This is a genomic window from Paenibacillus sp. VTT E-133280, from assembly GCF_002264385.1.
GTDB classification, from domain to species: domain Bacteria; phylum Bacillota; class Bacilli; order Paenibacillales; family Paenibacillaceae; genus Paenibacillus_AQ; species Paenibacillus_AQ nitricinens.
The window spans coordinates 22,349-38,709 of sequence record NZ_NFUX01000023.1; the positions used below are offsets into that span (position 1 = coordinate 22,349).

Sequence of the window (16,361 nt, forward strand, 5' to 3'; positions counted from 1 at the left end):
TTATAAGGGTTTAGGTAAGGTTGTTATGAATCTAGCATAGCCGTTTTTATTCTTCAAAAGATTCAAGCTACGAAAGCGCGGAAGCCTGAGAAGATCTTCTAATTCAAATGGAACTAGTTCATCTTTAAGTTCATTAAAATTTTTCTTGTCACAACCACTGATGATCATATAAGAAGCATTAGCACTTCTAAGTTCTTCACGGATATATTTCAGTTGGTTTAAATAGTGACAACTAATTATCGGTTTGGCTGCAAATTTCGCCAATCGACTGAGTTTTTCTGTTAGAAATTTTTCTGTGTTTTGGACCTGGTATAATTCGTCGAACACAATATTCACCTTTGTTAATTTGTTTCGGTCTGGGATCTGCTGCCCACGTACTTGTAGAGCCAACCAAAGCTTTGTAATCCAATACGTTGTGTATACGTCGCGTTCACCGTCAGTACTAAACATAGTTTCAGGCATCCGTATGGTAATCAGTTGGTTCTTTTGAAGTTCCTTAGATAGATCGATATTGCCAGCTGTAGATTTTTTAAGCATCATTTCCATGTAAGTATTTGCTTTAAGTTTATTTAAACGATCGATAACACCAGTGATAAGGTGTTCCTTTGTTCCTATCAGTTGTGGATATGATGTAGTCACCCCATCCTCTTTTACCTTCTGATCCTTGTAATCATCTAACTCATTGAGGCTGCCGATGTACTCTGTGAGGTTTTCTAACTGTTGCTTTGGAACCTTATTAATAAATGCATGACGTACTACATGGTTCTGTAGGACGTTAAATACATCCCGTATACTACCTGTAGACACAAAGACTACAAGGGCTGCGCTCGTTAAATAGCGCTCCATCTTGGCGCTGAGGCGCGTATCATCGGCGTTAATGCTATTGATCAGTGTCATAAGCTGCGTAGTCTGCTTCTTAGCATTGTCATACTGGATAAATGGATCATTGCTAGTTCCTACTTCGTTGTATCCCAATCCCTGCAATGTCTTTACATCGCCGCAGTTAATCGTAAGTGTTTGATGTCCTGGAAATGCAGCAGATACTTCACTACTCAATTCGCAGTTTTTAATGTAATCAAAAATGACTACACTTTCGCCAGCTGAAATCGCGTCTTTACTCATATTTCCGATCAATGCTGATTTACCTGCGCGTGTCGGTCCGATCAAAACAAGAGTTAAATTTTTATATTCGCTGTCATTACTGATATAAGCCGTCTGTTCTTTACCTCTATACAAATTAGTACCAATCCGAATAACTCCCTGCTGCAAATCCTCAGGAACCTCGGTTTCTTGTGTTTCGACCTTATCTATAAAATCATATCGTTCCAAAATGTCACGACCAGCGAGTGCTATAAAATTCTGTAGTTCTTCGTCACCCACCTTATTTACCGCAGCCCCACGGAAAGAAAAATCATTATATCGAGGTTTACTCCTGAATATTCGAGAAGTAAGTTCGTTGTCTCCACTAACAGCATCGAAGCTATGCGTAAGACTTCGCCCATTATTCCTCTGACGTAAACCATCTATACTCTCACTCATTACTATTATTTGTGTATTAAGTATTGTTGCTGTTGCTTTTTGTTCTGTGCTAGAGCTAATTTTCCCACCCCCATTCAGACGAAGTAGGAGCCCATCAAACTGGTTTTCACTTGCAGCCTTACGTTCACCCCCTATCAGCTCGCTAACTTCTCCAGCAATCCCAGCAAGCATAGATACTGCCACCCGTAGTAAATACCCAACTCCTACCTTATTTCGATCTACTGGAAACCCTCTCCGAACTTTATCTATTGTAGATTTATATGTGCTACGCCAGCTAAATTGAGAGGTTGGCATAAGGTTAAATAGTATGCCTGCTCGATCTCCATCCTCTAAAGCTTCAATTACATTCAGTGATGAGTTTAGCCAATCATTATTCCTGCGATCCACAGTGAGGCTAAGAGCATCTTCTTTCTTATAACTCAATTGATACTTTGCAGTTCCAGATTCAAACTCAGGAAGTTCAAAAACTTCCTCGATCGTAACGCCTTGCCAAGAATCGCCCATCTTTTCTTTCATCAACCCTAAATGCTGCCGAGGAATAATAAAGTAAAACTCTACTTTTTGTTTTTCTAGATAAATAAAATACCCTACCTTAGCTGGCAAGGAGTACGACATTGAAACAGGCACGGATAATCGTTGACCTAGCACATGTATAACCCGTTCATCTTCCATCCGAATTGACTCAAAAACATTCTTATATAGGGACCCTATAACCCGCGCCAGCTTGTGAGTGTTATTATTTCGGATACTATTGCTGGGCTTCAGACGCAAGTACACATATTCAGGTTTGATTATTCGCAGGGCTTCGCTAAACTTGATTGCCTTCATACGATCACCCCACTAGATACTTAATTAGCGTGTAACCAACAACTAACAAACTGGTCCATCGTTTCCCCTTTTCCCAACCAGCCACATATAAAATAATAGACAAGCCCCCACCAACCAGCGCGATAGAATATGATAAATCGACTGCCACATCCTTTAAGCCACTAAGAGCCCCTAGCACAATCTCCTTCACCGCTTCCCGTGAGTGCTCTTTCAACCCATCTATAAACGGATTCATCTCATCACGCTCCCATATCAGCAAATACAACATCTACCTGCTTTAATCCCCACGGCAGCGCCCATAGTACAACGTATACAAGTAAATATCCCAAAAAATTTTTCTTAGCTGATTGAACATCACCTTGAATCGCGCTCTGGATTGTATCGATACCGCCTTTCATGATAATTATCCATTTCCCAACGTTGAGCAGTTTTTTATACAACTTATCTGCTACAGCATCTATACCGGTTGCAGCGTGAGAAGTACCTGGTATGCCGATAATCAGTAGTAACGTTATCCCTGCAACCTTGATAAGCGTTTCTTTTTTCATAATGGCTCTGGTGAACTTTAAACGGATATCATCAAAATCAATAAATATGAAAGGCTCCTGCGATTGCTTTTTTTCAGTGAAAAATTCACCCCATCTTACTGATTGCACCTTGGACATGTTAATCATCTCCTATTAGGGATGTATACAGCAGGTTTACTAGCTACCGGTTTGCTTTTTGTCTCTTCAGTTAACCATGGTAATGCCCGGTCAGACACAATAAGTGGCCTATCAGGCACAACCAATGGACGTTCTGTAACTGTAGCGCTTCTGGTAGTTCTAATCCCTAACATCAGCCGCAATCCGTCTCTGGACAAGTTACTTACTGTTTTCTTATCCATGTTTCTAACAGCCTCTTTTATATCTGCGTCTAGATCCTTCCGAAGTCGAAACGTAATTGGATCATTCATCTTGTTTACCTCCTGTAAACGTTGGTATACAAAAGCTTATGGAGGACCGTTTGTCCAAAATGTCTGTTTTTTTAGACTTATTTGTATGTTTTTATGTTCACTTGTCCATACTGCTGATATATAAATGGATGGAGGGTGAAGTAAATGTTTTTTGGATTGGTTCTGGGATTAGGGAAAGATCGAACGAAACTTGGGAAATGGATTGATAACAGGGGTATTAAACAGGAGTGGTTAGTTCAGGAGAGTGGATTAAACAGAAATACCGTTAGATTACTTTGTAACGATGATGAACATATGCCCACAGCTAGGACCATGCAGAAAATAATAAAAGCCCTAAGGAAGGTTGATCCTTCCATTCGGGCCGAGAAATTTTGGGATTTGTAAACATTGCGTATACTATACTATGTGTACATGCTTTTAACTTTCGCTTCCGCTTCCTTGCGGCTTGCCGCTGCGGTTCTCAGCTGAAAGTTTATTTATACTATATACCTACGCACAAAAAGGGAGTTATATGCCTCTTGGCCTCGGCTTATTTGAGATGCTCTTTTAGAGCACCACCAAGTTCGGTTGTGTACTGAGTCAGCCGTAAGCTAATCTCAGTACGCATAACATCACGAGTTAATCCAAAGCGTTCCTGATATCCTCGGCAAAAGATTTTGTAATACGTGATAAAATCATCCTGCTCATCCGCCAGCATTTTGATATTCCGCTGCTTCAGCTCTTTTTGCAGTCGATAGGTATCCTGCATGATCCGGCGCTGTATGGCTTCACCAGCCATCAAAAAGGTGCGTTTTAGAATATTGCTGGAGTGTTCGAGCTCCTTCAGGCTCTTGCCGACCATCGTATCTATGTAGGGAAGCAAAATGAGGTCTCGAACCATCGTGCGCTCCTCCGTAGTTATCATTTTATTTGGATTCTCGCGCTGCTGTTCCTCGTACTGCTCAACATGCTCGGTCATGATCATTTTCGTTTTCCAGCGTTCATTACCGTCCAACTTGGTCATAGTGACCCCTCCTAATGATAAAGCCAATAATCAATATTAGTACCGCCTCTGCCGTTCTCTGTGCCTTGTTGTGGCGTTTTTTCGTACGGCACGTTCCGTTCCCAATTATCGATAATAATTGTTGTCTCGATAGGCGTAGACACATCCCAAACTATATAATGCTCCGCAGACAACACCTTAAACCCCTTAATTATCTCCGCTGGGCGGCGTCCGCTCAATCGTCCCAACTCTTTGATGTTGGGCATCCGCCTAAAATGATATCTAAACTGCGATATAATCCGCAAAAGCTTGCGTGGAGTATCATCAAGCACGGCGCAGCAGTTTAAGCGCACGTGGTGAGCTCTCTTTTCGTTCAATGTAACCCTTTTTCTCCAACAGTTCAATATATCGGAATGTTGTTGAAACAGAAGATAATCCCATCTCTTCACCTATCTCACGGATGGTAGGAGAATACTTTAGCCGATCATATAACGTGACAATTGCATTTAGCGCATCCCGTTCTCTTCTGGTTAATTCGCTCATGCCACCACACCTCGCTTTATGATCCGCCAGGCTAAAATATTATCTTGCAGGAATACCCGTGGAGCTCCAGTTGTAAGACAGGTTGCTCGGATCCGACAGTTACGGATGCCATTAATCTCAATTTTGCGTTGTGTGATCTTCCCTGTTTTATCTTGATACACTATTTCAACTGTTTGGCCGATGCTCATTTTCATGATTGCTCGCCTCCAATAAAATAAGAACACTTGTTTGTATTATAACCACGTTAGGGAAATTTAAGCAATGGAAAAAAGAAACAGCATGTCTAAAGATCCAAGACTTACCTGCCCTCCAATGCCTATCAAAAGATTATAATTATGGAGAGGTGAAACTATGTTTATATCCCCTATGTTATTACAAACTGCTGTGGGACCATTCAGTCACAGCGATTATATATTTGAACCAAAGATAGATGGTCATCGGCTGATTTACTCCCAGCAATCAGAGAAAATCAGATTGTATACCCGTCACAACAACGAATGTACTCGACAGTACCCAGAGTTACAACTTCCGTTCGCTGATGATGTAATTCTTGACGGTGAGGTCGCCTGCGTCGATCCAGAGACCGGAGTATCTGATTTTGAATCTGTAATGAACCGTTTTCAGACAAAACGAGTAGAGAAGATAGTACAACTCACCGGAACACTCCCGGCGTATTATGCCATCTTTGATATCTTAATGTACAAAGGAAAGGATCTACGTGGGTTGCCCTTAATGACTCGCAAAGAGATACTGGCGGGGCTAACGCTACCCTCTAATAGCTTTGGAATAGTGCCGCATGTGGAAGGTGCTGGAGAGGCATTATTTGAGCAGATCGAAACTCGGGGCATGGAAGGCGTAGTAGGTAAACGGAAAAACAGCGTATACGAGACTGGCCGCCGCTCTCACGCATGGCAAAAAGTTATCAATTGGACCTATGCAGATGTATATATTACAGGGTATCGAAAACAGGAGTTTGGTTGGTTGGCTGCTGTTCCATCCGGTAATTCCGGCAAACTGCGTGCAGCAGGAATCATTGAACTCGGAGCATCGCCGATTCATAAGCAGGCATTCAGAGGTGTGGTCCCACAACTGATTAAAGGCGAAGATAAGGAATTTGTACATCTTGAGCCACGATTACGGGCAAAGGTAAGAATGAGAAACTGGACTAAATCAGGAATGCTTAGAAGCCCAGTATTTACGGAGTTTATAGTCTAAACAAAACACCCCACCGACCGATTAAGGTTGACGGGGTGTTTGCCAATAGGTTTGCGGACTATACGGATTGTCGGAACTATGTAGACAAAATAAAAAAAGTGACCCCACCAATGTCGGTAGAGTCAAGATCTATATTATAAGGGGGTATGTGATTACTGTAATCCTCTTAGCTTAAAAAAATATGAAAACATGATAAAGATTATATTACGCCTTTGTAATGATTGTAGCTGTCTTCGTTTCATTGTCCCAAGACACTTGTGCACCAATCGCTTTACCAATGGCGGCTAATGGTACGTAGGTTCTACCTTCAATCAGTACGCTACCCTCTGGCAGCTTTAATCCATTAACCACTGTGTCTGCCTTATCTACTTTCAAATCTTTGACCTCCTCATTTTTTAGCGCTGCGTAAAGTCGTTCCCAAGGAAACTTAACTCCTGGGCAATATGGCTTCCTGATCGGATCAACTTGAAAGTGTCCGATGACATATTTGCTATCAAGCACTAATGGTTTTCCATAGAGCCTTTTAACTTCACCACTGATATATTTATGTAACCACACTGTTGCGGTAAACTGCGCTTCTGTCAGTGTCCCATCCGTTCCTTCATGCTCAATACTAACTGTGTATTTATTGGGATTTGTTGGTGATTTCTCTTTGACTATAGATGCTGTCGCTTTCGAGATGGAATCGACTGTGATACCGTTAGCCCATGCCATTTTCGTGATATCTACGTATTGATGTATTTCACCAGTCTTGGAAACACCAAAGTGTGCACTACTGACTGTATTCCCCTCCGATTGAAACCAACTATCCATAGAACTCATCGTACCACCGCTAATATGATCTACAATAGCAATAGGAATATGACCGCCACGGCCACTAAAATTTGTGTGTTTGTTGCCCTTCTGGATGATTTGCATCACTCATCAACCCCCTTTTTCGCTTGCTTAACCAACTGATTGCCATAGACTGCTACAGCTCCGCACAAGATACCTTGCAGGACACTATCAACGCTCAGCCCAAGGATAATACAGACAGCAATAATAGCAGCCAGAGTGACAATGTAAATGATCGTCCAGTCTTTTACACGCGGAGTCTTCTTCAAAATGTATCCAATCACCCAACACGCAATTAGTACGATTAACAATTCTGGTTTAATAAAATTAGCTACTGCATTCCATTCCATCACAAATCACCTCTTCTATTTTCTTCGAATCGATCAAGCCGTTTGTGATACTGTTTAGAGGACTCCTCAATACGTGTCACACGCTCCGCTAGTGCGTCTGTGCGCTGCCCCTGCTGCCTGACATCAGCTCGGATATCATCCACACCTCGTTTGATGTATTCGACATCTGTACGTAATGCCGCGCCACTACCTGCCTCTTGCTCCACATCCTTTTTAAATGCGGATGTCCGGGTTATCCATCCAAGAGCGATACCACTTAAAGCAGCAATCATTGCCACAATGGTTGATATTTCCATATTCATTCCCTCCCACTACTCTCTTGTTTCGTCCTTTTCTTCTGATTCTTTCTGTGATCGCTGCGATGCTGCCAACATTTCACCTACTCTATGATCAACTTGCTGCAAAATCTCAATTTGTCGCCCGGGGTAAAATTCTAATACTGTTATAATCGCTTCAACCAACTCTTCTGCTGGTCTCGTTAGATCTAGTGCTAATTCAAGTTTTTTTATAATTACCACCTATGTTCCTCCTTTCAGACAAAAGTAAAAGCCCCTCCAAAATATTGGAGAGGCTTTCTTATGAATTTAGCTTATCACTAGAAATGTTCGTAATGACTGCGGATTTGAAGACCGCCATTACCGCCTGAGTATTTAAGGAGGATACAATGAAATAATGTCGAATTCTGGTAATGGTAAGGAGGGTAGTTTATTATGCCAAAGAATGAGGAAGAAAAGCAATGGATCTCATTAAAGGGATCTGTCGATAAGGTATCGGCAAGAATTTTCCCTAAAACATCTGGCGACATCAAAAGAACTTCATCTCAGGATGCCACCAAGAGTGATACGAAAGGAGAACAATAACGTGAGTAATAAACAAACAGCTAATAGTCAGCCTCAGAACCCCTCCTCGGGTGCTGAAACAAGGTCAGTTGATAAGACCTCAGCTCGAATTATTCTGCCACCGAAGAAATAGCATTGAAATCTTTAATTTGAGCCTCTTCAATTTCCTTCGAGTTAAATATCTTTACATAAGTACCTGATTTCGTGTCATAAAATACCTTCGCCACAGAAATATTATGTCTTTGCACAAGATCCGTAAAGAAATCAACATCGTCAAGATTCAAATGGCGTTCCGGCTCAAATGTCCGGGACGCTTTATTTATGCATCCTATAATAGTGATGCCAGCTTTATCTAGCCTTCCGATCTCAACGACTTGAGCATCATTGTTCGTAAAGACCTCATCCCAAACCGAAGGATTTTTGGACAAGCTAGCTGCCCCACGCCAATTTCTGATTTTATTAATTAATTTTGCTTGAACAGGGTGTAACCACTTTGCCCAAATGGCACTAATCACAAAACTCACGAATGCACTTAAGATCAGAAATACTAGCAAGAATGTCAAACTACCAGATTTATCTTTCAATTGTTGAATTGACCATATAACATCCGTGTTACTAATCACTTTGGAAATAGAAACTATACCATTGTACAGTAGTAAGGTCGCAAAGGACGCAGGCAGCCAAAGTAAAGCTGCAATTGCTGTAAATTCCCCAGGTGAATGTTTCACAACGGGGTTTATCCCGAATGACTGAAGCCAAAAGTACATAAGAAATCCAGGCAAAATAAACACAATAGTTCCAAGTAAATTATCCATTTAAATACACCTCGCTTTATTATTCGTTGAAAACTAATTAATACCTTCCCCTAATCCAGTCTAAATGGATGTCCCGTTTTCTAAAATGATGATGCCTGCATTCGTTATGATATCTAATCCAATACATGTGATAAGCCTTCAAAATTACTTTAAGCATAGAAATATACCTCCAACAACAAATAAAGGCCCCTCCTTAGGAGAGACCTTCTTAGTTATAGGTTAACGCTATTTTCCTACTGTGTTACTACGATTATTAATAAGCTCCAATCCTGTTTCCTTCTATTCCTAATTAATAAGAGAGAGTGCTTCATTGATTTGGCTTAATTGCTGTTCATACTTATTCAAGTCCGTCTTCAAAGAATCTAGCTCTAACTTAGTTCTTTCAACGGAAGACGCAGCAAGATTTTTAGATTTTGATGCATCTTGTTTCTCAGTTTCACTTGAATTGTTTTCTTCAGCGTATTTCATTGCTTTTTCTCCTTCAACCACGGATACTTCAGCAGCAGCAAGCCGTTTCTCAAGTATAGCGACTTGCTGTTTCGAAGGTTCGATGACTTTGGTCATCAATATATTTTTTGATTCTTCAAGACTTTCTTTTGTTTGACCAACATATGGGTTTAATGACTTATCAGAGGTGTTACTTTTTTCTGTTTGAACGCCATCATTATTACCAGATGTCACTACTATTGTTTTACCTTCCACTTTTATCGTTGCCCCCAAAGAGTCGGAAACGGCACGTAAAGGAACATGCGCTTTGTTATTAACGACAATAGCCTTTTCGCTCAAGTCTTTACCGTTAACATTCACTGTGTATTCCCCTGCCACTGTTTTTCCGACAAATGATTGTATTTGATCAGCGAAAGCGCTGGAAGAGACCATAAGAACCGCTCCTATTACAACGCCACTCAACATATAACCCCAGTTTTTCATAATCATCACGCTCCGTTATTGGTATATTCTCCTAATCATACCATCACAGTTGGAAGTAGTCATTATATTAAGTTACAGAGTATGTTCCACCACCAGATGGAGTAAGTGTTGCACTTCCGTGGTTGTGATTAGGTAGTGTAACTGAATGTGAATGATACAATGAGGCTTTTCCATTCAAAGCGTTCCATAACGATGCTATCTCTGCTTGCAATCCCGTAATGCTAGAAATCCCTAGACCTTCTACATCGGCCGAACTGAAGTCAACATATCCTTGCAGACTTAACCTACGATTAACCGCTGATATTATCATATCTGTTTTTGAGTAGATCGAGAATACCGTGTCTCCGCCATTGATGGTTGCGACGCTATTCCCAAGGGAATTATTAAATTCAATGGCACTCATACCATATGCCGAATTGGATATAATCCCTATCCTTTGTATATTAGAGAGATCATAGGTTCTCCATCCTCTTGAATCCATTTCAACCCGGGCACCAGTATTAGCTGTCCTTATTAGCGCACCCGTAATAACTCCACCCTCTATTTCAGATGAATACATTTTGGAGTTATCGATCTCTCCTGTTAATTTAATGGAACGAGCAATAACATCACCATTCATAGCTACCTGAAATGGAGAATCATTAAAGTTAGCATGTCCGGCTGCTATTCCATGTGGGTTTATCTGTACCACATTATTTCCTTCTCCGATTAGCATGGATACAAAATTACCAAACTGTCCAATTACCTGTTCTGCCAATACCCCATCAGCTGTTATTGCGGCTCGTAAGGTGTTCCATCCATCTGTAGATATACCGAGCCCCGCTGAAGTCAATCGTACCTGACGTAATGGATTATTCTTGTCTTGTGCAAGGATACCACCTTCAGGTGGATAAATAAGTTCCGTTTTAGAGTTATTGATATCTATCACTGCTTTGTGTGCGAATTCTTCAAAAGCCGCTGCTCGAATTCTACCACCACTGAATAGGTTTTGAACGGTATTTTTACTTTTCTCCAAGTCAGATTGTATGTCTCGTTCATCCCGCCTCATAACATTTGCTACTGTCGCTTGTGCATGTTTATCCATAGAATAAGGATATTCTGTAAGCTCCGTGATCCGGGCTGAGAGATTTACCATTTCCATGTCTGGATCGTGACAATATACGGTATCTCCTAATCCAACTTTTGTTTCTTCACCGTCAATCTTATATAAGTCAGCTCCATCTACGCTAACTTCAAACGCTGGGATCTCTTGCTCCCTTAGCGCTTTTCGTGTTGCTTCTAACAAATCCTGTACCGCTTTATCTTCATCAATGCTTGGGTCGATATCTTGGACAATGATCTCATTATCGTAGAATGGTACTGAGTTACAAGACCATTCATGAACATGCGGAGATATCAAATAGTTTACGCGCAGAACTCCGTTTACGATTGCCCCTGGTACAGCCTCCAATAGTGTTCTCTCTTCGTTTGTCAGGATGGATGCTGATTTACCTATCCAAGTTGTGCCATCCTTCATTTGGGCAAACATACGAGTTACAAGTGAACTTGTATCATCTTTAAATTGATCAGAAACGATATTTTTCTTAAGTCGATATTGATGGCCATTATCTGTACCAATTCTTTTCTTAAGATGGATAACAAAATTATCTGGTTCGATTTCACATCCGTACATTTCAACAATCTTATTGAGGGCAACTAGACAATTCCCCTGTCCGAAATCTTTTACATCATACAGATCAAAGGTGTCATCAATAGAAAATGTGAATCTACCACCAGTGGCTGAAGATATTAAATTGGTTAGATGAGATATATGAAGTCCATATGCTTCATCGATATAGTCTGCATAAGGAAATTTGAAATCCATTAACTTAAACATGACATGATTACACATAATGGATGCTGTTAGCTTTCGTCCATCTCGAATTCTAGACCGACTTTGAATTACATAAAATTGGCCACGTTCATCTCGAACGTGGCCTTTGAGTTGAATCTTTTCTCTATAATCTTCCGAGATCATAGGAACCAAGAAAGAGATTTCATAATCCGAGTTAATCCGGCGTTTGCGAGTTTCTTCATAGGAACTAACTAGTTTGCCTGTCGGAACGAAGTTCTTATCTAGTACTTCTAATTTGTTCAATATCATCATCCTTTGCTCAGGAAAAATTTCCTTAGATATGCATAGAATTGGACTGCGAATTATCAGACATCATTGAATTCAAAAAAAGAGCCTTCAGAATAATCCCGCAGCTCTTTTTTATGTACATTTTTGGTTGTTCAGTAATGCGTAGTATGGTCCGTCTATTCATTATATCTTCGCTATTATTCTCATAAGAGAAATAGGTAATAATGTTTTTTCATGTTGACAAATTATACTAATAAGCACCATATTGTAAGGTAACAATACATAAAGTAGGGAGCATAAAAATGTTTATTAAATTGTATTTCTTATTCTTAGGATTTGTAAGTGCGCTTGCACTTACGCCAATAACCCCCTTGCCTTTGTTGATTTCTGGATGTGTTCTTGTAGGAATATTTTTTTTGTTGCTGAAGAATAAAATTATAATTCCAATACCATCTACTATAAAGTTTATTTACTCCTTAATATGCATTTTATACGTATTCGGGCTACTCTACAGCCAAGGAAGTATGTCTACTGCGATAAACCACGCGGCAGCGTATATCATTGTAATAATAATCTACCACGTTACAATATCTATCGGTTTGGCAAACTCGAATCTAGAAGAAAGGGACGTGTTTTCATATCTGTCAAAAGGAGTCCTTCTCGTCGTATTTATTATCTTGATAGAGTTCATTTCTAAGAACTTTTTCTCGTTTAATCTGGACTCCGTTATTTATAGGGCAACAGTCAAAGAGTACATGCACACATATAATTTTGGCGGTTCTTTTTTCTATAGAGCTAGAGGAACTATGGAGGAATCTGGGCCTGCTGCAATGTATTTATTAATGTTCACTCCGTTCTTGATTTATTTTTTTAAGGTTCACATGAAAAACAAAAAGAAGGCAGTTTTTTATACCTTTTCAGTTCTTTTAGCCTTACTCTTTACTTTTAGTGCGATAGGATTTATAGAGTTATTTATATCGTTATTCATATGTGTATTTATTTATCTTTTCTTCGATAAAAGAATACATAAAGAGTTAGTAAAGTTTAAAATGACTACAATTATTTACAGTCACTTTCTTATTGCGATATCAGTATTAATCCTTTTTCTAACAAAACCGTGGAAAGGAAATTTCTTCGAAAACATCATAAAAAAGGCAACATTTTCAAATGATATAATGTCTTCGCAATCTCGTCTTACCCGGTGGGATTTAGCTTTTGATTTGATTCAACAAAAACCTATGCTTGGTTGGGGGCCTGGTTACATGTCCTCTGTTATTGGGACTGGTTCTACCAGTTTATATTTGGATACCGCTATAAGTTATGGACTATTAGGTATTACACTTTCGTTACTGGTGTTTGGAATTTACCTTGTGAGAATTTTTCGAATAAATGGAAATAAGCGTTATTTGTTTCTGTTTTCATTTATAGTCGCAATGATCCACTACACCGTTATTTCTGCAATTTGGTTCCCTTGGATTTGGACATTGTTTGCGCTCATTGACTTTACTATTCTCAAAGAAAAAAAGTTGCAGCGGTAATCGCCTCGCAACTTTTTTTGATCTTAACCTTTCGGTTTAATTACTCTTGCAGGTATTCCTACGGCTGTACAATCATCAGGAATATCATTTATTACCACTGCGTTAGCACCTATACGCACATTATTTCCTACAACTATGTCTCCAATGATTTTTGCACCTGATCCAATATATACATTTTTCCCTATTCTTGGTGCGTCTGTACTACCAGAATGTTCGTCTATTCCTATCGTAACCTGATGAAAAATTACAGCCCCCTCTCCTATTATCGTTTTGGGGTGGATCACTATGCCCATAACACCATGAGGAAGGATTAAATTATCACCAATTTTAGCTGCATAAGGAATAAGACCTCCGCCAATCCATTTTATAAAGACAAAGTCGAGCAGCCTATATACAATCATTATTAATTGCTTAATTATAGGCAGCTTTACATTGTAGTAATTCCAATTCCCTAGACGATACGTAGATATTGCTAATGCATGCTTGTTTTTCCTTTTCATTCAAATCCCCCGATTTATGATATTTATCTATATAAATAGTTCAACCTTATCATAAAATAGGTAATTGGGTAAATAAAGAAAAACTTCACAATGACAGCATTAGTTTTTCAGAGAGACTATCGCAAAATACATTCGCTTGCGAACACAATAATCAGCCTCGTGTGTATTCATTGCCCCTCTTAAACAAATGCCACGCCGGGCTGTTCTCAGGGTAGTAGTACTCTTGGTGGGTTGCCGTAATGTCATTGTTGATAATATAGGCATCATTATTCTGTTGTGAAATACCTTCTACGTCATTTGGTCTAATTCCATAAGTAACCCCCGATATTCTACATTCCTCAATACGGATACTCCGGTATCCTGTACCAATTGAATCATATTGATTATGAAAATAGACTCCACTTGACCCAAAGGCTCCACTTCTATCAATCATCTCACAGTTTTTCACAATCAAATATTGATAAGGATATAAACCAACTCCTAGAGGAGTGCCCGCTTTTGTTGCGTCAGTTAAAGAACCTTTGTGTATCATTCTTACGTTTTCAATTACGCAAGTCCATTTACCTGTCGCTTTATCAATGTGTAGAGGATACTTAGTGTCGGTTCCGATCAGAGTAAGGTTTTTAATAGTGCACTGAGATTCCGCAAAGACTGTTGATGTTGCATTCCATGTTTCAACCGTACCCGTGTAATCAATAATAGTTTGGTATTTGTCCTCTCCGATAATATCGACATAGTGTTTAGTCCGAAATGTGTCGATGTAAGTCCCGATTTTAACGAATATCTCATAACGCTTCGTCTCGCTAGCGTCAGTAATCGATGCTAGCGCCGCACTCGCAGAAGTGAAATCGCCGCCGCTGGTCGCTACTGTAACTCTGATGACCGTAGGTACTTTGGGTATGTTCAGCCCAGTAATCAAGTCTGCTGATACCTTATTGCCAAAACTCTCATAAGCAGTAACGATTGACCCAGCTTCAATCTGAGTAGTATTCAAGTCGGCATCGGTAACGGTAAACCGTATAAAGGCGGTGCCAGGAAGAGGAGTAAAGACGCTGCTGCTCCTGGAAACATAGCCGAGATAAGTTTTGCTCGCATCGTAGCAAATAACATTACCAAAACTCAACTGATTGAGCGCGTATGGTTGGACTGTGACAGGTATATAGTCTGTTACGTTATAGCCACCGCTAAATACGAGAGCGCCAGCATCAGTGATATATCGGCTTGTTGTAACTGTTGTTTTGTCAAATCTATTTTTAGACGGGACAGCCACGATGGTTTGGAAGGCAAGCTTATCTGCTTGAATTTCTCCCTTTCCGATCAAATCATTGGTAATTGTCGGTATCGTATCCTTCCGTACCGTATTTTTATGCGACATATACCGTGTGGAAACAGACCCGATTTCTAGCTGCGTTTGAGCCACATTACCGTTAGGCACTGTGAATCGGATAGAGTCCGCATTTGCCGGAGTGGTGAACTTCGCAGCAGCGATAGTAGAGATGAATACTTTCGCTGAATCGTAATAAGCCCCGGAAAAGAAGTGATTCGTGACATACGTTGTGTTAGGGAGTACCGGAATATAATCGCTGGTACTATAGCTTGTGTTGAACGTCAGGCCCCCGGTGGAGTTAACGTAACGTTGAAGCGTAATGGTGTCGGCGTTAAAGATATTTTTAGAGGCTTCCCCCTCAAGAACGCGAAAGGTAAACTTCTCTTTTCCTAAGCTTGCATCTGCCGGAACTGCATTGATCGACGTGTTTCCCACGATTTGTTGAAGAAACTCCTCCGTCATGTAAGTCTGATCAAACTTTCCAAGGTTCTTGTTAATTTGTGAAACTGAAATGTCAGTAGTAGTCTTTTCCATCATTGTGGATTGAATGATTTCTACGGTATTGTTAGTCGTATCTAAATCGGACTGTTCCGCTTTGGTCACACCAAGTACCCCGACCTGCTCCGCAGTTTCCGCCAACTGTTCACTAACCACAGTGAACTTCACATCTGTTTCCAGATACTCTGTATCAACGCGCTGTTTCAATGTTGTATAAGTCGTACCTGATACACTGACTGCCGCAGCAGCTGCCTGAGTGCCGTCTCCACCTCCGATAATTACGTTATCGAGAGTGTCCTTTACATTGTCTAATCCTTCTTTGATATTCGTTGCTCCAACAACCGCCCCTGAATAAGTCACGTGTTCCGCTGGATGCGCCTTTTCTGAGGCTTTATGCGTTGTTATATCACTCTGTGCCCCTGTTATTCTGGATTCGTGATTCGTAAGGTCAGTTTCAATTTCTGCATAATTGTCGTTGTGTCGTTGCAGATTGAGCAAGTCCAGAGTCTTGCCTATGATACGGCGTGCAAAGGCCATAACCGCACT

The 16,361-nt window shown here is 40.3% G+C and carries 21 protein-coding genes; 4 read left to right on the forward strand and 17 right to left on the reverse strand.

Annotated elements, in window-relative coordinates; all coding sequences use genetic code 11:
• The 4 genes from CA600_RS12270 to CA600_RS12285 are packed head-to-tail and all read right to left on the reverse strand — an operon-like array spanning nt 1 to nt 3,322.
• On the reverse strand, nt 1–2,367 hold the full coding sequence (locus tag CA600_RS12270) for a hypothetical protein (RefSeq protein ID WP_094870433.1): 2,367 nt from the start codon (nt 2,365–2,367) through the stop codon (nt 1–3).
• A 4-nt stretch (nt 2,368–2,371) separates the two neighbouring features.
• A complete protein-coding gene (locus CA600_RS12275) occupies nt 2,372–2,602 on the reverse strand; it encodes a hypothetical protein (RefSeq protein ID WP_076316615.1) in 231 nt (76 codons plus the stop codon).
• Between the two features lie 4 nt (nt 2,603–2,606).
• A complete protein-coding gene (locus CA600_RS12280; protein ID WP_094870434.1) occupies nt 2,607–3,032 on the reverse strand; it encodes a hypothetical protein in 426 nt (141 codons plus the stop codon).
• Between the two features lie 5 nt (nt 3,033–3,037).
• Entirely contained in the window at nt 3,038–3,322 is a 285-nt protein-coding gene (locus CA600_RS12285; protein WP_094870435.1) for a hypothetical protein, read from the reverse strand.
• 144 nt (nt 3,323–3,466) lie between these two features.
• Between CA600_RS12285 and CA600_RS12290 the strand changes: the two genes are divergently transcribed.
• Nucleotides 3,467–3,706: a helix-turn-helix domain-containing protein gene (locus tag CA600_RS12290; protein WP_094870436.1), complete on the forward strand. Its 240-nt coding sequence runs from the start codon at nt 3,467–3,469 to the stop codon at nt 3,704–3,706.
• 145 nt (nt 3,707–3,851) lie between these two features.
• On the opposite strand, the gene CA600_RS12295 is transcribed toward CA600_RS12290, so the two are convergent.
• Genes CA600_RS12295 through CA600_RS12310 form a run of 4 tightly spaced genes read right to left on the reverse strand, consistent with a single transcriptional unit; the run spans nt 3,852 to nt 5,041 of the window.
• Nucleotides 3,852–4,325 (reverse strand): hypothetical protein, encoded by a 474-nt coding sequence (locus tag CA600_RS12295; protein WP_094870437.1) that lies wholly within the window; start codon nt 4,323–4,325, stop codon nt 3,852–3,854.
• Nucleotides 4,326–4,336: 11 nt separating this feature from the next.
• Nucleotides 4,337–4,570: a hypothetical protein gene (locus CA600_RS12300; protein ID WP_143812137.1), complete on the reverse strand. Its 234-nt coding sequence runs from the start codon at nt 4,568–4,570 to the stop codon at nt 4,337–4,339.
• Nucleotides 4,571–4,628: 58 nt separating this feature from the next.
• Nucleotides 4,629–4,847, reverse strand: coding sequence for a MarR family transcriptional regulator (locus CA600_RS12305; RefSeq protein ID WP_094870439.1), 219 nt, complete (start codon nt 4,845–4,847; stop codon nt 4,629–4,631).
• Nucleotides 4,844–5,041, reverse strand: a complete 198-nt coding sequence (locus CA600_RS12310) for a hypothetical protein (protein ID WP_373455881.1) — start codon at nt 5,039–5,041, stop codon at nt 4,844–4,846. Before CA600_RS12310 ends, CA600_RS12305 begins: the two co-directional genes overlap by 4 nt.
• Nucleotides 5,042–5,198: 157 nt before the next feature.
• Here CA600_RS12310 and CA600_RS12315 point away from each other — a divergent pair, with 157 nt between their 5' ends.
• Nucleotides 5,199–6,062, forward strand: a complete 864-nt coding sequence (locus CA600_RS12315; protein WP_094870440.1) for an ATP-dependent DNA ligase — start codon at nt 5,199–5,201, stop codon at nt 6,060–6,062.
• A 204-nt stretch (nt 6,063–6,266) separates the two neighbouring features.
• Here the strand turns inward: CA600_RS12315 and CA600_RS12320 are convergent, their stop codons facing one another.
• The 4 genes from CA600_RS12320 to CA600_RS12335 are packed head-to-tail and all read right to left on the reverse strand — an operon-like array spanning nt 6,267 to nt 7,764.
• Nucleotides 6,267–6,980 carry an N-acetylmuramoyl-L-alanine amidase gene (locus CA600_RS12320; RefSeq protein WP_094870441.1) on the reverse strand — a complete coding sequence of 238 codons (714 nt, stop codon included), beginning with the start codon at nt 6,978–6,980 and terminating at the stop codon, nt 6,267–6,269.
• Nucleotides 6,980–7,246 carry a phage holin family protein gene (locus CA600_RS12325; RefSeq protein WP_094870442.1) on the reverse strand — a complete coding sequence of 89 codons (267 nt, stop codon included), beginning with the start codon at nt 7,244–7,246 and terminating at the stop codon, nt 6,980–6,982. The genes CA600_RS12320 and CA600_RS12325 overlap by 1 nt, the downstream gene beginning before the upstream one ends.
• Nucleotides 7,246–7,542: a hypothetical protein gene (locus CA600_RS12330; protein WP_179281603.1), complete on the reverse strand. Its 297-nt coding sequence runs from the start codon at nt 7,540–7,542 to the stop codon at nt 7,246–7,248. The genes CA600_RS12325 and CA600_RS12330 overlap by 1 nt, the downstream gene beginning before the upstream one ends.
• A 15-nt stretch (nt 7,543–7,557) precedes the next feature.
• A complete protein-coding gene (locus CA600_RS12335) occupies nt 7,558–7,764 on the reverse strand; it encodes a hypothetical protein (protein ID WP_094870444.1) in 207 nt (68 codons plus the stop codon).
• Nucleotides 7,765–7,956: 192 nt separating this feature from the next.
• Here CA600_RS12335 and CA600_RS31200 point away from each other — a divergent pair, with 192 nt between their 5' ends.
• The gene (locus CA600_RS31200; RefSeq protein ID WP_179281604.1) at nt 7,957–8,106 is read left to right on the forward strand and encodes a hypothetical protein; all 150 of its coding nucleotides are present in this window, start codon (nt 7,957–7,959) and stop codon (nt 8,104–8,106) included.
• A gap of 89 nt (nt 8,107–8,195) precedes the next feature.
• Here the strand turns inward: CA600_RS31200 and CA600_RS12340 are convergent, their stop codons facing one another.
• From CA600_RS12340 to CA600_RS12350, 3 genes are all read right to left on the reverse strand, one after another.
• Nucleotides 8,196–8,900, reverse strand: coding sequence for a DUF6338 family protein (locus tag CA600_RS12340; protein WP_094870445.1), 705 nt, complete (start codon nt 8,898–8,900; stop codon nt 8,196–8,198).
• 285 nt (nt 8,901–9,185) lie between these two features.
• Nucleotides 9,186–9,830, reverse strand: a complete 645-nt coding sequence (locus tag CA600_RS12345) for a stalk domain-containing protein (RefSeq protein WP_143812138.1) — start codon at nt 9,828–9,830, stop codon at nt 9,186–9,188.
• 67 nt (nt 9,831–9,897) lie between these two features.
• Nucleotides 9,898–11,973: a phage tail protein gene (locus CA600_RS12350; protein WP_094870504.1), complete on the reverse strand. Its 2,076-nt coding sequence runs from the start codon at nt 11,971–11,973 to the stop codon at nt 9,898–9,900.
• Nucleotides 11,974–12,254: 281 nt separating this feature from the next.
• On the opposite strand from CA600_RS12350, the gene CA600_RS12355 reads away from it, so the two are divergent.
• Nucleotides 12,255–13,490, forward strand: coding sequence for an O-antigen ligase family protein (locus CA600_RS12355; RefSeq protein ID WP_094870447.1), 1,236 nt, complete (start codon nt 12,255–12,257; stop codon nt 13,488–13,490).
• Nucleotides 13,491–13,513: 23 nt separating this feature from the next.
• On the opposite strand, the gene CA600_RS12360 is transcribed toward CA600_RS12355, so the two are convergent.
• Nucleotides 13,514–13,990: a serine O-acetyltransferase gene (locus CA600_RS12360; protein ID WP_094870448.1), complete on the reverse strand. Its 477-nt coding sequence runs from the start codon at nt 13,988–13,990 to the stop codon at nt 13,514–13,516.
• A 151-nt stretch (nt 13,991–14,141) separates the two neighbouring features.
• Nucleotides 14,142–16,352 (reverse strand): hypothetical protein, encoded by a 2,211-nt coding sequence (locus CA600_RS12365; protein WP_094870449.1) that lies wholly within the window; start codon nt 16,350–16,352, stop codon nt 14,142–14,144.
• Nucleotides 16,353–16,361: the final 9 nt, after the last annotated feature.

Coding starts and splice junctions, on each gene's coding strand:
- CA600_RS12275 (WP_076316615.1), bottom strand. CDS start 2,602: ATGAATCCGTTTATAGATGGGTTGAAAGAGCACTCACGGGAAGCGGTG.
- CA600_RS12365 (WP_094870449.1), bottom strand. CDS start 16,352: ATGGCCTTTGCACGCCGTATCATAGGCAAGACTCTGGACTTGCTCAAT.
- CA600_RS12355 (WP_094870447.1), top strand. CDS start 12,255: ATGTTTATTAAATTGTATTTCTTATTCTTAGGATTTGTAAGTGCGCTT.
- CA600_RS12310 (WP_373455881.1), bottom strand. CDS start 5,041: ATGAAAATGAGCATCGGCCAAACAGTTGAAATAGTGTATCAAGATAAA.
- CA600_RS12345 (WP_143812138.1), bottom strand. CDS start 9,830: ATGAAAAACTGGGGTTATATGTTGAGTGGCGTTGTAATAGGAGCGGTT.
- CA600_RS12350 (WP_094870504.1), bottom strand. CDS start 11,973: ATGATATTGAACAAATTAGAAGTACTAGATAAGAACTTCGTTCCGACA.
- CA600_RS12270 (WP_094870433.1), bottom strand. CDS start 2,367: ATGAAGGCAATCAAGTTTAGCGAAGCCCTGCGAATAATCAAACCTGAA.
- CA600_RS12285 (WP_094870435.1), bottom strand. CDS start 3,322: ATGAATGATCCAATTACGTTTCGACTTCGGAAGGATCTAGACGCAGAT.
- CA600_RS12305 (WP_094870439.1), bottom strand. CDS start 4,847: ATGAGCGAATTAACCAGAAGAGAACGGGATGCGCTAAATGCAATTGTC.
- CA600_RS31200 (WP_179281604.1), top strand. CDS start 7,957: ATGCCAAAGAATGAGGAAGAAAAGCAATGGATCTCATTAAAGGGATCT.
- CA600_RS12360 (WP_094870448.1), bottom strand. CDS start 13,990: ATGAAAAGGAAAAACAAGCATGCATTAGCAATATCTACGTATCGTCTA.
- CA600_RS12290 (WP_094870436.1), top strand. CDS start 3,467: ATGTTTTTTGGATTGGTTCTGGGATTAGGGAAAGATCGAACGAAACTT.
- CA600_RS12320 (WP_094870441.1), bottom strand. CDS start 6,980: ATGCAAATCATCCAGAAGGGCAACAAACACACAAATTTTAGTGGCCGT.
- CA600_RS12280 (WP_094870434.1), bottom strand. CDS start 3,032: ATGTCCAAGGTGCAATCAGTAAGATGGGGTGAATTTTTCACTGAAAAA.
- CA600_RS12325 (WP_094870442.1), bottom strand. CDS start 7,246: ATGGAATGGAATGCAGTAGCTAATTTTATTAAACCAGAATTGTTAATC.
- CA600_RS12330 (WP_179281603.1), bottom strand. CDS start 7,542: ATGGAAATATCAACCATTGTGGCAATGATTGCTGCTTTAAGTGGTATC.
- CA600_RS12340 (WP_094870445.1), bottom strand. CDS start 8,900: ATGGATAATTTACTTGGAACTATTGTGTTTATTTTGCCTGGATTTCTT.
- CA600_RS12300 (WP_143812137.1), bottom strand. CDS start 4,570: ATGCCCAACATCAAAGAGTTGGGACGATTGAGCGGACGCCGCCCAGCG.
- CA600_RS12295 (WP_094870437.1), bottom strand. CDS start 4,325: ATGACCAAGTTGGACGGTAATGAACGCTGGAAAACGAAAATGATCATG.
- CA600_RS12315 (WP_094870440.1), top strand. CDS start 5,199: ATGTTTATATCCCCTATGTTATTACAAACTGCTGTGGGACCATTCAGT.